This is a genomic window from Pseudodonghicola xiamenensis DSM 18339, assembly GCF_000429365.1.
In the GTDB taxonomy this organism is placed as follows: domain Bacteria; phylum Pseudomonadota; class Alphaproteobacteria; order Rhodobacterales; family Rhodobacteraceae; genus Pseudodonghicola; species Pseudodonghicola xiamenensis.
Genome location: NZ_AUBS01000001.1, coordinates 116,439 through 128,959, shown reverse-complemented (window position 1 = coordinate 128,959; position 12,521 = coordinate 116,439). Strand labels below are relative to the sequence as shown.

The window sequence follows — 12,521 nt, the reverse complement described above, 5'->3', positions numbered from 1 at the left end:
ATCACTCGGCCGCCATGGCGCCCATGCGCCCGGTTTTCTTGGCCTTGATGCGATCTTCGATCTCTTCCCGGAAGTGGCGCACCAACCCCTGGATCGGCCAGGCAGCCGCATCGCCAAGGGCGCAGATGGTATGGCCTTCGACCTGCTTGGTCACCGACAGCAGCATGTCGATTTCTTCGACCTCGGCGTCGCCGGTCACCAGGCGGTCCATCACCCGGCTCATCCAGCCGGTGCCTTCGCGGCAGGGTGTGCACTGGCCGCAGCTTTCGTGCTTGAAGAATTTCGCCAGGCGCCACACCGCCTTCACCACATCGACCGAGTTGTCCATGACGATCATGCAGCCGGTGCCGAACGAGGATTTGTTCTCGCGCATCCAGTCGAAATCGAAAATCGCATCTTCAAGCGCTTCCTTCGGCAGCACCGGGCAAGACGCCCCGCCGGGAATGATCGCTTTCAGATTGTCCCAGCCGCCGCGAATACCGCCGCCGTGATGCTCGATGATCTCGCGCACCGACATCGACATCGATTCCTCGAAGACGCAAGGCGTGTTCACATGGCCGGTCAACGCCATCAGTTTGGTGCCGTGGTTGTTCGGTCGCCCGAAGGAGGAGAACCACTCAGGCCCACGCCGGATGATGGTCGGGGTCACGGCGATGGATTCGACGTTGTTCACCGTGGTCGGGCAACCATAGAGACCGGCGCCCGCGGGGAACGGCGGTTTCATCCGCGGCATGCCCTTCTTGCCTTCGAGGCTTTCGATCAGCGCGGTTTCCTCACCGCAGATATAGGCCCCTGCCCCGTGGTGCAGATAGATGTCGAAATCATAGCCCGACTTGCAGGCGTTCTTGCCGATCAGCCCGGCGTCATAGGCCTCGTCGATCGCCGCCTGTAGCGCCTCGCGTTCGCGGATGTATTCACCACGGATATAGATATAGGCGGCAACAGCATTCATCGCGAAACCGGCGATCAGCGCGCCTTCGACCAGCGTATGCGGGTCATGGCGCATGATCTCGCGGTCCTTGCAGGTCGCGGGTTCGGATTCGTCGGCGTTGATCACCAGATAGGCCGGGCGACCGTCGCTTTCCTTCGGCATGAAGGACCATTTCAGGCCAGTCGGGAAGCCCGCGCCGCCGCGGCCACGCAGCCCCGAATCCTTGACCTGCTGGATGATCCAGTCCCGGCCGTTGGCGAGGATCTTGGCGGTGCCGTCCCAATGGCCGCGGGCCATCGCGCCTTTCAGCGAACGGTGATGCATACCGTAGAGGTTGGTAAAGATCCGGTCCTGGTCCTTGAGCATGCGTGCTACCCTTGGCTGTCCTGGCGCATCCGCCAGAGTTGATAGATGTTGACGAACGCCCAGACGAAGGCGGCAAGAGATGCGAAGTAAATCAGCATCTCATGCCGGATCGTGAGGCCGAGCCCCTGGCAAATCCAGGGCGCCAGCAGCGCAGCCAGAGCGGCACCGGCAATCACCAGCCCCGTCGTCCGGCCCTTGCGAGCCATCGCCCTGTCGCGCTCGTCGCTCATCATTTTCCCATTTGGCTGTCCCCCGCCCCGAGGGGCGGGACACGGTCAGTCGTAAATCTTGTCGTCCTTGGCGCGCTTGGAGAATTCGGTCTCCTCGCCAGCCGCCAGCTTCTTGGCCTGCTCGATCCAGCCGTCGCGTTCGACCCGGCCCTTGAAGGCCAGCCGGGTATCGACCCAGGCGATTTCAGCCTCGGTCCAGGCGGCGATCTGATCGTAGTGATAGATACCCAGATCGTTCAGCGTGCCTTCGAGCTTCGGCCCCACCCCTTTCAGGAGCTTGAGGTCATCTGCCCCGCCTTCGCGTGCCGCGGCAAGAAGCGCCGGCTCTTTCTCGGCGATTTCGGCGACCTGAGCGGCGCCTTCGGCCTTGCCCTGCCAGGGGGCACGCAGCGGCACTTCGGTGCCGTCGATCCGCTTGATGCCATCGCCGATCTCGACGGCGCGGGCGACGCTGGCGTTGTACTGGGTGCGGCCGCTTTCGAATTCGGTCAGCGCCACCAACCCGGACTTGGGCTCAGCCGCATAGCGGCCGTTCTGCGGACCCGGCACCGGCACCTGGCCTGCGGCGAGTTCATCGAGGATCTCGGCAAACCGTTCGGCGGTCAGGTCTTCGTAGTAATCCTTGCCGATCTGCGCCATCGGCGCGTTCGAACAGGCGCCCAGGCATTCGACTTCTTCCCAGGAGAACTTGCCATCGGCCGAAAGCATGTGCGGCTTCGGCGCGATCTTCTCCTTGCAGATCTCCATCAGGTTCTCGGCGCCGCAGATCATGCAGGTGGTGGTGCCGCAGACCTGGATATGCGCAACCGAGCCGACCGGCTCGAGCTGGAACATGAAGTAGAAGGTCGCCACTTCGAGCGCCCGGATATACGCCATGCCGAGCATGTCGGCGACATATTCAATTGCCGGACGGGTCAGCCAGCCCTCTTGTTCCTGGGCACGCCACAGCAGCGGAATGACCGCACTGGCCTGGCGGCCTTCGGGGTATTTGGTGATCTGCGCCTCGGCCCAGGCCTTGTTGGCCGGGGTGAATTCGAAGCTCTCGGGCTGTTCATGATGCAAGCGGCGGAGCATTAGGCTGTCCCCTTGTGCGGGCCACACCGGAGGAAGCCGCCGGCGGGAATAGTTTTACGAAGACGAAGCAGAGCGGTGACGCAGGTCATCAGCGGTCCACCTCGCCGAACACGATATCGAGCGTACCGATGATGGCGGCGATATCGGCAAGTTGGTGGCCCTTGGCGATATGGTCGATCGCCTGCAGGTGCAGGAAGCCCGGTGCGCGCAGCTTGGCCCGATAGGGTTTGTTGGTGCCATCCGCCACCAGATAGACCCCGAATTCGCCCTTCGGTGCCTCGACCGCAGCGTAGACTTCGCCCGCCGGCACATGGAACCCTTCGGTATAGAGCTTGAAGTGGTGGATCAGGCTTTCCATCGAGGTCTTCATGTCGCCGCGTTTCGGCGGGGTCAGCTTGCCGCGCGCCAGCACGTCGCCCTGATTCTCGGGCATCCGCAGCTTTTCGATGGCCTGCCGCATGATGTAGGTCGACTGCCGCATCTCCTCCATCCGGACCAGATAGCGATCATAGCAATCGCCGTTCTTGCCGACAGGGATCTGGAAGTCGAATTCGTCATAGCATTCATAGGGTTGCGAACGCCGCAAGTCCCAAGCGAAGCCGGACCCGCGCACCATCACGCCGGAGAAGCCCCAATTCTGGATATCCTCTTCGGTCACCACGCCGATATCGACGTTGCGCTGCTTGAAGATACGGTTTTCGGTCAACAGCCCGTCAAGATCGTCGAGGAAGGGCAGGAAGTTGTCGCACCAGCCTTCCATGTCGTCCAACAGACCGGCAGGCAAATCCTGGTGCACCCCGCCAGGGCGGAAATACGCGGCGTGGAACCGCGCGCCGCAGGCCCGCTCATAGAAATCGAGCAGCAATTCGCGATGGTGGAAGCCCCAGACCGGCGGCGTCAAGGCACCGACGTCCATCGCCTGCGTGGTGACGTTCAGCAGGTGGTTCAGGATCCGGCCGATTTCGGAATAGAGCACCCGGATCAGCGATGCACGACGCGGCACTTCCACGCCGGTCAGCTTCTCGATCGCCAGACACCAGGCATGTTCCTGGTTCATCGGCGCCACATAGTCCAGCCGGTCGAAATAGGGCAGGTTCTGCAGATAGGTGCGGCTTTCCATCAGCTTTTCGGTGCCGCGGTGCAGCAGGCCGATATGCGGGTCGCAGCGCTCGACGATCTCGCCGTCAAGCTCCAGCACCAGACGCAGCACACCGTGCGCTGCCGGGTGCTGGGGCCCAAAGTTGATGTTGAAGTTCCGGATCTTCTGTTCGCCGCTCAGCGCGTCGGTGCTGCCGTCGTCAAATTTGGAGCCGTCCATCACTTCGCCCCCTCTTTCTCGTCGCCGGGGAGGATGTATTCGGCGCCTTCCCACGGGCTCATGAAGTCAAACTGGCGATATTCGGCCACCAGGCTCACCGGTTCATAGACCACGCGCTTCTCGACTTCGTCATAGCGGACTTCGGTGTAACCCGTGGTCGGGAAGTCCTTGCGCAGCGGATGGCCGCGGAAGCCATAGTCAGTGAGCAGCCTGCGCAGGTCGGGGTGTCCGGAGAACAGGATCCCGTACATGTCGAAGGTCTCGCGCTCGAACCAGTTGGCCGAGGGATGCACCGAAATGATCGAGGGCACGATGTCGTCCTCCCGGATCGACACCCGCAGGCGGATCCGCTGATTCTGATACATCGACAGCAGGTGATAAACCACGTCGAACCGCTTCGGCCGCTCGGGATAGTCGACACCGGCGATATCCACCAGAGACGAGAACTTGCAGGTCGGGTCGTTTTTCAGGAACTCGACAAAGGCGACGATATTGGACGGGGCCACATCGACGTTCAACTCGTCATAAGTGACATCCCACCCCAGGACGCAGTCGGGGCGCTTGGCCTCGATATGCGCGCCGAGTTCTTTGAGTGCTTGGCTCATCATGCTCTCTCCAAATTCTGGCGCGCCTCAGCGCACAAGTGTCCCGGTGCGGCGAATCTTGCGCTGCATCTGCATCAGCCCATAAAGCAACGCCTCGGCCGTCGGCGGGCAGCCGGGGACATAGACATCGACAGGGACGATGCGGTCACAACCGCGCACCACCGAGTAGGAATAGTGATAATAGCCGCCGCCGTTGGCGCAGGAGCCCATCGAGATCACATAACGCGGCTCCGGCATCTGGTCATAGACCTTGCGCAGCGCCGGGGCCATCTTGTTGGTCAGCGTGCCGGCGACGATCATGCAGTCGGACTGACGCGGGGAGGCGCGCGGCGCGATACCGAAGCGTTCGGCATCATAGCGCGGCATCGAGGTATGCATCATCTCGACCGCGCAGCAGGCCAAGCCGAAGGTCATCCAGTGCAGCGATCCGGTGCGCGCCCAATTGATGATATCCTCGGTCGAGGTGAGCAGGAAACCTTTATCCTGCAGCTCCGCGTTCAACGCCTGAGTCGCGACTTCCTTGTCAGCGCCGGCGGTGTTCATCCCGGTCATCACTCCCATTCCAGCGCTCCCTTTTTCCATTCATAGGCAAAGCCCGCAGTCAGAACGCCCAGGAACACCATCATCCCCCAGAACGCCACATCGCTGAGCCCGCTGAAACCGACGGCCCAGGGAAACAGCATGGCGATTTCCAGATCGAAGATGATGAACAGGATCGACACCAGATAGAAGCGCACATCGAACTTCATCCGGGCGTCATCGAAGGCGTTAAATCCGCATTCGTAGGCGCTGACCTTTTCAGGATCGGGATTGCGCACAGCGAGGACGACAGCGGAGAGCATAAGGACCAGTCCAAGCCCCACTGCAACCGCCAGAAACACCAGAATCGGGAGGTATTCCCGCAACAACTCTTCCACGAGTGGCTCCTTTCCTGCGCGCGTTCAGGCAGCGCGCCGTCAATTGGCATGTTGACCTGCCGCTTCTCTACTCTCGCCGATCCGGAGCGTCAACCAAGCGGGCAGCTTTCGCGACCGTTCAAAATACCGCACCGACAAAACAGCTTTTACCGCAAAACCCACAGGAAATGCACCCTCCCCGCGCGTTCATGCCGCAATGCGGCAACGCACGCAGCTGAAGCACAATGCGCCACCGCCCTGCCCCATTGCCCTAAAAGGTATCATTTCCGTCAAATAGACCAAAGGTGAGTCCTTTCCGCCTCCCTCCCTTGCCCCCAGCGCCGGCCTTACACTTCAGCCCCCCTGCCCGGCGATCTCACCCAGCCAGTCCAGGAACAGCCCGACGGCACGGCGTGCCTGGGCCCGCGGCATCACCGCAGCGCGAAACCCGTCGGCAACCGCCACGAATCCCAACGGCGCGACCAACCGCCCCGCGGCGAGGTCCTCATCGACCAGACGTCGTTCGGCAAGTGCGATGCCCAACCCCGCCACTGCGGCCCCGAGCGCCAGGAAATGATGTGCATGAATTTCTTCTCGTTCAGAGCTGAGAGCGTGCCCGCTGAGCTGCATCCACTCTTCCCAGCTTTGCAGTGCATTGGGCTGGGTCAGCCGCACCGGCGCCCGCCAAACACCGCCCTGTCGGAGCAGGGGATAGTCCGGCGCGCAGACGACACCATATTGCGCCAGCCCCAACGGTCGCTGATCGACCTCCCGCATGGCACCACGCAGCCGGTCATAGCTGATCAGCAAATCGAAATCGCTGTCCTGCGGCGTCTGCGGCCCGGACATCCGCAGGCGCAGTTCGATCTCGGGATGACGGGCATAGAAATCGGGCAATCGCGGTATCAGCCAGCGGCTGGCCAGGGTCGCGCTGACCCTGAGATCGACATAGCGCGCGTCCTGCTCCGCCCGCAGCGTTTCGGCCAGCGCCGACAGATCGTCCAGCATCGGGGTCACCGTGCGCCGCAATCGCTCCCCCCGCGGGGTCAGCCTCAGCCCGTTACCCGATTTCTCGAACAGCGCCCCACCCAGGTCATCCGACAAGTGGTGAATCTGCTTGCTGACCGCCCCATGGGTGCGCCCCAGTTCCGCCGCCGCCGCCGTGACAGACCCCAGCCGGGCGGTCGCCTCGAAGGCCGGCAAGGCCGATAGCGGGGGCAGACGGCGCATCTTTGTTCCATTTCCTCACATAGCCTGGAAAACTTCTCAATTTTTACAGGCCATGACAAGCGATAAGCTGACGGCATGAGGAACAAAGGAGATGCAAAGATGGCCACCGTGGTTTTCCTTCCCCCGCAGGATCGGGCCGCCAGCCGCCGCCCAGGCGCTGCGGCTGAGCTCCTGCACGGCCTGAAACTCTGGCGTCACCGGTGGGCATTGCGCCGCATGTTGCGCGACGACTTGCTACCGCAGCCCGACAGCGTCCTGCAAGACGCCGGTTGGCGCCGCGCCGCCGCCTTGGTGGAGGCGGCCAAACCGTTCTGGCGCGGTTGATCTAGCCGTCCGCGATCCAGCCCGGCTTGCGCTTGGCAAAGAAGGCACCAATGCCCTCCTTTGCCTCCTCGCCCTCCCAGCACGCGACCAGGGCATGAATGGTATGGTCGATCACCTCGGCGTCGATCCGGGGCCCGAGCGTGCGGGTCAGCCGCTTGGCCGCCGCCACCGCACCCGGCGCGCAGGAAAGATAGGGGAGAACCTCGGCCTCGGCCGCCGCCATCAGATCGGCGGCCGGAACGGCGCGGGCCAGCAGCCCCAGCTCAACCGCCTCGGCGGCGTCGAACAACCGGGCAGACATGAACACCCGCCGCGCCCGCGCCTCCCCCATCCGGGCGATGACATAAGGGCCGATGGTGGCCGGGATCAGCCCCAGCCGGGTCTCGGTCAGACCCATCTTCAGATGATCCGCCCCCAGCGTCACGTCGCAGACCGAGGCAAGCCCGACGCCGCCACCGAAGGCATTTCCCTGTAGCGCGCCGATCAACGGTTTCGGCAGCGTGTTGAGCGCCTGCAAGGCCAGCGCCAGCTTGCGCGCCTCGATAAACCGCGTCTCGGGGTCGGCGACCATCTGGTCCTGCATCCAGCCCAGATCGCCGCCGGCGCAGAACGACTTGCCGGCCCCGGTCAGGATCACCGCCCGCACCGCCGGATCGGCGCCCAACTGCTCCGCCGCCCGGGTCAGCTCGGCGATCATCACCGCCGACATCGCATTATGCTTCTCCGCCCGGTTCAGCATCAGCGTCGCGACGCCCCGGTCGTCACACGCGATCGTGATGGTCTCGAACATATTTTAGGCCCCCTCTCCCACGCGCATCGCCTGCGCCAGTGCCACCGCCCGCTCAATCACCGCCAGATCGAGCCCGGTCTCATATCCTTTCCCTGCCAGATGCGCCGCCACCCGCTCAGTCGCCACATTGCCCTCGGCGCCCGGCGCATAGGGACAGCCGCCCAAGCCCCCGACAGCGGCGTCGAAAACCCTGAGCCCCAGCTCCAGCGAGGCGTCGATATTGACCAGTGCCCGCCCGGCGGTGTCATGATAATGCCCGGCCAGCTGCGCGGCCGGCACCTCCTCCAGCACCGCCTTCAGCATCGCCGTGATGCTCTCCGGCGTCGCCTGGCCGATGGTATCGCCCAAGGAGATCTCGTAGCATCCCATGGAAAACAGCCGCGCCGCCACTTCGGCCACCTTCTGGTGCGGCGTCGGCCCGTCATAGGGGCAATCGGTCACGCAAGAGATATAGCCACGCACCGGCAGGCCGATCTCAGCCGCCGCCGCCAGGATCGGCTCGAACCGGGCGATACTCTCCTCGATGGTGGCATTGATATTGGCCTTGGAGAAGCCTTCGGAAGCAGAGGCAAAGATCGCCACCTCATCGGCCTTTGCCGCCACCGCATCCTGAAACCCGCGCAGGTTCGGCGTCAGCGCGGCATAGCGCACGCCCGGGGCGCGGTGAATGCCGGCTAGAACCTCGGCGCTGCCGGCCATCTGCGGCACCCATTTCGGGCTGACGAAACTGGCGCATTCGATGCGGCGAAAGCCCGCGCCGCTCAGGCAATCGACCAGCGCCACCTTCTCCGCCACCGGGATCGGGCGCTTTTCGTTCTGCAGCCCGTCGCGCGGCCCTACTTCGAAGATCTCGACATGTTCAGCCATGCGATATGCCTTCCTTCACATCATCAAGCCCCGCGGTGCGATCGTCGCGCATCCGCGCCTCACGCCAATGCAGCGTCGGGCCCCGTGCCCCTCGACGCGTTTCAGCCATGCCCCTCATGCCCCTCATGCCTCGTCCTCCTCCAGCCGGACCAGTGCCGCGCCGGCCTCGACCTGATCGCCGGCGGCAGCCAACACCTCGGCCACCACGCCATCGCGGGCCGCGACCAAAGTATGTTCCATTTTCATCGCCTCGAGAATCGCCAGCCGCTGGCCTTCCGCCACCGCCTCGCCAGTGGAGACGAAAACCGCCTTCACCAATCCCGGCATCGGCGCCTCGATCAGATTGCCGCCACCGGCATCGGCCCCGGCACGATCCAACGGGTCGATCAGATCGAAGACCGGCGCCACGCCGGAAAACAGCGTGATCCGCGCCCCTGCCCGCGCCATCGGCACCGCCTTCACGCCCTCGAAGCGCCAACCTGAAGCCTCACAGTCTGCCCCAATCTCCGCGCCATCGATCTCGATCACCGCCCCCTCTGGCCCGCGCGCCCGGATCACCGCCGTGATCTCCTCGCCCTCATGCGCCAGGGTCACGCTGCGCGCCAGCGGAGCCCAAAGGGTGAAGCCCGACAGCGCGCCCGGCTGCAGCAGCCCAGCGGCGGCCAGCGCGGCCTGCGCCACAATCCGCGGCGCCGGCACCACCCCCGCAACCAATTGATCCAGATCGCGTTCGATCAGCCCGGTATCGACGTCGCCCGCGGCAAAGCCCTGGTGCCGGGTCAGCGCGGCGAGAAAGGCCAGGTTGGTCACCGATCCTGCCACCTCCGACTGTTCCAGCGCCCGGGTCATCCGCGCCAGCGCGATCTCCCGCGTCGGACCATGGGTGATCACCTTGGCGATCATCGGATCATAGAACGGGCTGATGGTATCGCCCGCGCGCACACCGCTGTCGATCCGGGCACCATCCGGGAAAATCAGATGGCTGAGCGTCCCGGTCGCCGGCAGGAACCCCTTCGGCACGTCCTCGGCATAAAGCCGCGCCTCGAAGGCATGGCCCTTCAGCGGGATTTCATCTTGCGTCATCGGCAGCGGTTCGCCTGCGGCAACACGCAGTTGCCATTCGACCAGGTCAATGCCGGTCACCGCCTCTGTCACGGGATGTTCCACCTGCAGCCGCGTGTTCATTTCCATGAACCAGAACCGATCGGCCCGCAGCCCGTCAGAGGCGTCGACGATGAATTCGATTGTACCGGCCCCCTTGTAACCGATGGCCCTGGCCGCCCGCACCGCCGCCTCGCCCATCGCCGCGCGCATCTCCTCGGTCATGCCAGGCGCCGGAGCCTCCTCGATCACCTTCTGGTGGCGGCGCTGCAGCGAACAGTCGCGTTCATAAAGATGAACAGCCTCCCCCCCATCGCCAAAGATCTGCACTTCTATATGACGCGGCTTTTCGACGTATTTCTCGATCAGCACCGCATCGTTGCCGAAGGCAGTGCGTGCCTCGCCCCGGGCCGCATCGAGCGCGGCGGCGAACTCCTGCGGCGCCACCACCTTGCGCATGCCCTTGCCGCCACCACCGGCGACCGCCTTGATCAGCACCGGATAACCGATCGCCTCGGCCGCACCGGCCAGATGTTCCGGATCCTGATTGTCGCCGTGATAACCGGGCACAACCGGCACGCCGGCCGCCTCCATCAGCTTCTTCGCGGCATCCTTCAACCCCATGGCGCGGATCGCGCTGGCCGAAGGGCCGATGAAGGTCAGCCCCGCCGCCTCCACCGCCTCGACGAAATCGGGGTTCTCGGAGAGAAAGCCATATCCCGGGTGGATCGCCTGCGCGCCCGCCTCCAGCGCCACCTCGATCAACCTCTCGCCCTTGAGATAGCTTTCCGCCGGTTGCGGCGGGCCGATCAAAACGGCCTCGTCCGCCAGGGCCACGTGTTTGGCCCGCGCGTCGGCCTCGGAATAGACCGCGACGGTGGCCACGCCCAGGCTGCGGGCGGTCTCGATAATGCGGCAGGCAATCTCGCCACGGTTGGCGATCAGGATCTTGTCAAACATCTGTCTCTCCTTTGATCCACCGGGGCGGGGGCTCTGCCCCCGCTCCTTCGGAGCTCCCCCGGGATATTTCCGCCAGATCGAAGGGGCTTCGACCTGGTCCAAATATCCCCGCCGGAGGCATGAAATTTCATTACATCCGGAACAGGCCGAAGCGCGTGGCCTCTATCGGGGCGCAGAGGCTGGCGGAAAGTGACAACGCCAGCACCTCGCGCGTCTTGCGGGGATCGACGATGCCGTCGTCCCAGAGCCGCGCGGAAGCATAGAGCGGGTGGCTCTGACGTTCGAACATCTCGAGCGTGGGGCGCTTGAACTCGGCCTCCTCCTCGGCCGACCAGCTGCCGCCCTTGCGTTCGATACCGTCGCGGCGGACGGTGGCCAGGACGCCCGCCGCCTGTTCGCCGCCCATCACCGAGATGCGGCTGTTGGGCCAGGTCCAGAGGAAGCGGGGCGAATAGGCGCGGCCGGCCATGCCATAGTTGCCGGCGCCGAAGGAGCCGCCGACCAGCATGGTGATCTTCGGCACATTGGTGGTGGCCACCGCCGTCACCATCTTGGCGCCATGCCGCGCGATGCCCTCGTTTTCATATTTGCGGCCGACCATGAAGCCGGTGATGTTCTGCAGGAAGACCAGCGGGATATTGCGCTGCGAGCAGAGCTCGACGAAATGCGCGGTCTTCTGCGCCGCCTCGGAGAACAGCACGCCGTTGTTGGCGACGATCCCCACCGGGCAGCCCATCACATGGGCAAAGCCAGTGACGATGGTCTCGCCGAAGCGCGGTTTGAATTCGTCGAAGCGGGAACCGTCGACGGTGCGCGCGATCACCTCGCGGATATCATAGGGGGTGCGCAGATCGGCCGGCACGGCGCCGAGGATCTCCTCCGGGTCGTAGGCGGGGTCTTCCGGGCTTTGCCATTGCACCGTCTGCGGCTTGGCGCGGTTCAGATGGCGGACGGCACGGCGGGCCAGCGCCAGAGCGTGGGCGTCATCCTCGGCCAGGTAATCGGCGACGCCGGAAAGCCGCGTGTGCACATCGCCGCCGCCGAGGTCCTCGGCGGACACCACTTCGCCCGTCGCGGCCTTTACCAGCGGCGGGCCGGCAAGGAAGATGGTGCCCTGATCGCGCACGATGATGGTGACATCCGACATCGCCGGGACATAGGCGCCACCGGCGGTGCAGGAGCCCATCACCACGGCGATCTGCGGGATGCCGCGAGCGGACATATTGGCCTGATTATAGAAGATGCGCCCGAAATGGTCACGATCCGGGAACACCTCGTCCTGTTGCGGCAGATTGGCGCCGCCAGAATCCACCAGATAAATGCAGGGAAGTGCGCAATCCGCGGCGATCTCCTGCGCGCGCAGGTGTTTCTTGACGGTCATCGGATAATAGGTGCCGCCCTTCACGGTGGCGTCGTTGCAGACCACCATGACCTCCTGGCCCTCGACCCGACCGATACCGGCGATGACACCAGCGGCGGGGGCGACATTGTCATACATGTCATGTGCGGCGGTGGCACCGATTTCCAGAAAGGGAGAGCCGGGATCGAGCAGGTTGGCCACCCGTTCACGCGGCAGCATCTTGCCGCGCGACACATGACGGGCGCGGGCGGCCTCACCGCCGCCCCCGGCAGCCGTCTCGGCCGCAGCCCGCACGGTGGCGAGCGCTTCGAGATGGGCCGCGCGGTTGGCATGGAACGCTTCGGAGGATGGCAGGATACGGGATGCAAGTTTCATCTCAGGGCCTCTTCTGCCGCAGGCTGCGGCGGTTTCGCTCGGGGATGGCGTTTTTGACATGGCTGCCATGCAAAATGCTCAGATCATCGTGCGA

Annotated in this window: 13 protein-coding genes; 1 reads left to right on the top strand and 12 read right to left on the bottom strand. The window is 64.3% G+C overall.

Translation table 11 applies throughout. The features are described from left to right. Position 1: 1 nt before the first annotated feature. The 8 genes from nuoF to G455_RS0100565 form a co-directional block, all read right to left on the bottom strand. Positions 2 to 1,297, bottom strand: coding sequence for an NADH-quinone oxidoreductase subunit NuoF (gene nuoF, locus G455_RS0100600; RefSeq protein WP_028091898.1), 1,296 nt, complete (start codon positions 1,295 to 1,297; stop codon positions 2 to 4). A gap of 5 nt (positions 1,298 to 1,302) precedes the next feature. Continuing rightward, positions 1,303 to 1,527: a DUF5337 domain-containing protein gene (locus G455_RS0100595; protein ID WP_028091897.1), complete on the bottom strand. Its 225-nt coding sequence runs from the start codon at positions 1,525 to 1,527 to the stop codon at positions 1,303 to 1,305. A gap of 45 nt (positions 1,528 to 1,572) precedes the next feature. Then, the gene (nuoE, locus tag G455_RS0100590; RefSeq protein WP_028091896.1) at positions 1,573 to 2,601 is read right to left on the bottom strand and encodes an NADH-quinone oxidoreductase subunit NuoE; all 1,029 of its coding nucleotides are present in this window, start codon (positions 2,599 to 2,601) and stop codon (positions 1,573 to 1,575) included. A gap of 88 nt (positions 2,602 to 2,689) precedes the next feature. Continuing rightward, positions 2,690 to 3,919 carry an NADH-quinone oxidoreductase subunit D gene (locus G455_RS0100585; RefSeq protein ID WP_189658314.1) on the bottom strand — a complete coding sequence of 410 codons (1,230 nt, stop codon included), beginning with the start codon at positions 3,917 to 3,919 and terminating at the stop codon, positions 2,690 to 2,692. Next, a complete protein-coding gene (locus G455_RS0100580; RefSeq protein ID WP_028091894.1) occupies positions 3,919 to 4,524 on the bottom strand; it encodes an NADH-quinone oxidoreductase subunit C in 606 nt (201 codons plus the stop codon). Before G455_RS0100580 ends, G455_RS0100585 begins: the two co-directional genes overlap by 1 nt. A gap of 27 nt (positions 4,525 to 4,551) precedes the next feature. After that, positions 4,552 to 5,085 (bottom strand): NuoB/complex I 20 kDa subunit family protein, encoded by a 534-nt coding sequence (locus G455_RS0100575; protein WP_028091893.1) that lies wholly within the window; start codon positions 5,083 to 5,085, stop codon positions 4,552 to 4,554. Further along, positions 5,076 to 5,441, bottom strand: a complete 366-nt coding sequence (locus tag G455_RS0100570) for an NADH-quinone oxidoreductase subunit A (protein ID WP_028091892.1) — start codon at positions 5,439 to 5,441, stop codon at positions 5,076 to 5,078. The genes G455_RS0100575 and G455_RS0100570 overlap by 10 nt, the downstream gene beginning before the upstream one ends. Positions 5,442 to 5,774: 333 nt before the next feature. Then, on the bottom strand, positions 5,775 to 6,650 hold the full coding sequence (locus G455_RS0100565) for a LysR substrate-binding domain-containing protein (RefSeq protein WP_028091891.1): 876 nt from the start codon (positions 6,648 to 6,650) through the stop codon (positions 5,775 to 5,777). Between the two features lie 99 nt (positions 6,651 to 6,749). Between G455_RS0100565 and G455_RS22970 the strand changes: the two genes are divergently transcribed. Continuing rightward, the gene (locus G455_RS22970; RefSeq protein ID WP_035365877.1) at positions 6,750 to 6,974 is read left to right on the top strand and encodes a DUF1127 domain-containing protein; all 225 of its coding nucleotides are present in this window, start codon (positions 6,750 to 6,752) and stop codon (positions 6,972 to 6,974) included. Position 6,975: 1 nt separating this feature from the next. Here the strand turns inward: G455_RS22970 and G455_RS0100555 are convergent, their stop codons facing one another. The 4 genes from G455_RS0100555 to G455_RS0100540 all read right to left on the bottom strand — a co-directional run bounded on the left by G455_RS0100555 (position 6,976) and on the right by G455_RS0100540 (position 12,427). Next, positions 6,976 to 7,764 (bottom strand): crotonase/enoyl-CoA hydratase family protein, encoded by a 789-nt coding sequence (locus G455_RS0100555; RefSeq protein WP_028091890.1) that lies wholly within the window; start codon positions 7,762 to 7,764, stop codon positions 6,976 to 6,978. A gap of 3 nt (positions 7,765 to 7,767) precedes the next feature. Further along, entirely contained in the window at positions 7,768 to 8,631 is an 864-nt protein-coding gene (locus tag G455_RS0100550; protein ID WP_028091889.1) for a hydroxymethylglutaryl-CoA lyase, read from the bottom strand. Positions 8,632 to 8,754: 123 nt separating this feature from the next. Continuing rightward, positions 8,755 to 10,692, bottom strand: coding sequence for an acetyl-CoA carboxylase biotin carboxylase subunit (locus G455_RS0100545; RefSeq protein ID WP_028091888.1), 1,938 nt, complete (start codon positions 10,690 to 10,692; stop codon positions 8,755 to 8,757). Positions 10,693 to 10,822: 130 nt separating this feature from the next. Beyond that, positions 10,823 to 12,427, bottom strand: coding sequence for a carboxyl transferase domain-containing protein (locus G455_RS0100540; RefSeq protein WP_028091887.1), 1,605 nt, complete (start codon positions 12,425 to 12,427; stop codon positions 10,823 to 10,825). Between the last annotated feature and the right edge of the window lie 94 nt (positions 12,428 to 12,521).

Coding starts and splice junctions, on each gene's coding strand:
- G455_RS0100565 (WP_028091891.1), bottom strand. CDS start 6,650: ATGCGCCGTCTGCCCCCGCTATCGGCCTTGCCGGCCTTCGAGGCGACC.
- G455_RS0100575 (WP_028091893.1), bottom strand. CDS start 5,085: ATGGGAGTGATGACCGGGATGAACACCGCCGGCGCTGACAAGGAAGTC.
- nuoF (WP_028091898.1), bottom strand. CDS start 1,297: ATGCTCAAGGACCAGGACCGGATCTTTACCAACCTCTACGGTATGCAT.
- G455_RS22970 (WP_035365877.1), top strand. CDS start 6,750: ATGGCCACCGTGGTTTTCCTTCCCCCGCAGGATCGGGCCGCCAGCCGC.
- G455_RS0100595 (WP_028091897.1), bottom strand. CDS start 1,527: ATGAGCGACGAGCGCGACAGGGCGATGGCTCGCAAGGGCCGGACGACG.
- nuoE (WP_028091896.1), bottom strand. CDS start 2,601: ATGCTCCGCCGCTTGCATCATGAACAGCCCGAGAGCTTCGAATTCACC.
- G455_RS0100580 (WP_028091894.1), bottom strand. CDS start 4,524: ATGAGCCAAGCACTCAAAGAACTCGGCGCGCATATCGAGGCCAAGCGC.
- G455_RS0100540 (WP_028091887.1), bottom strand. CDS start 12,427: ATGAAACTTGCATCCCGTATCCTGCCATCCTCCGAAGCGTTCCATGCC.
- G455_RS0100545 (WP_028091888.1), bottom strand. CDS start 10,692: ATGTTTGACAAGATCCTGATCGCCAACCGTGGCGAGATTGCCTGCCGC.
- G455_RS0100585 (WP_189658314.1), bottom strand. CDS start 3,919: ATGGACGGCTCCAAATTTGACGACGGCAGCACCGACGCGCTGAGCGGC.
- G455_RS0100550 (WP_028091889.1), bottom strand. CDS start 8,631: ATGGCTGAACATGTCGAGATCTTCGAAGTAGGGCCGCGCGACGGGCTG.
- G455_RS0100555 (WP_028091890.1), bottom strand. CDS start 7,764: ATGTTCGAGACCATCACGATCGCGTGTGACGACCGGGGCGTCGCGACG.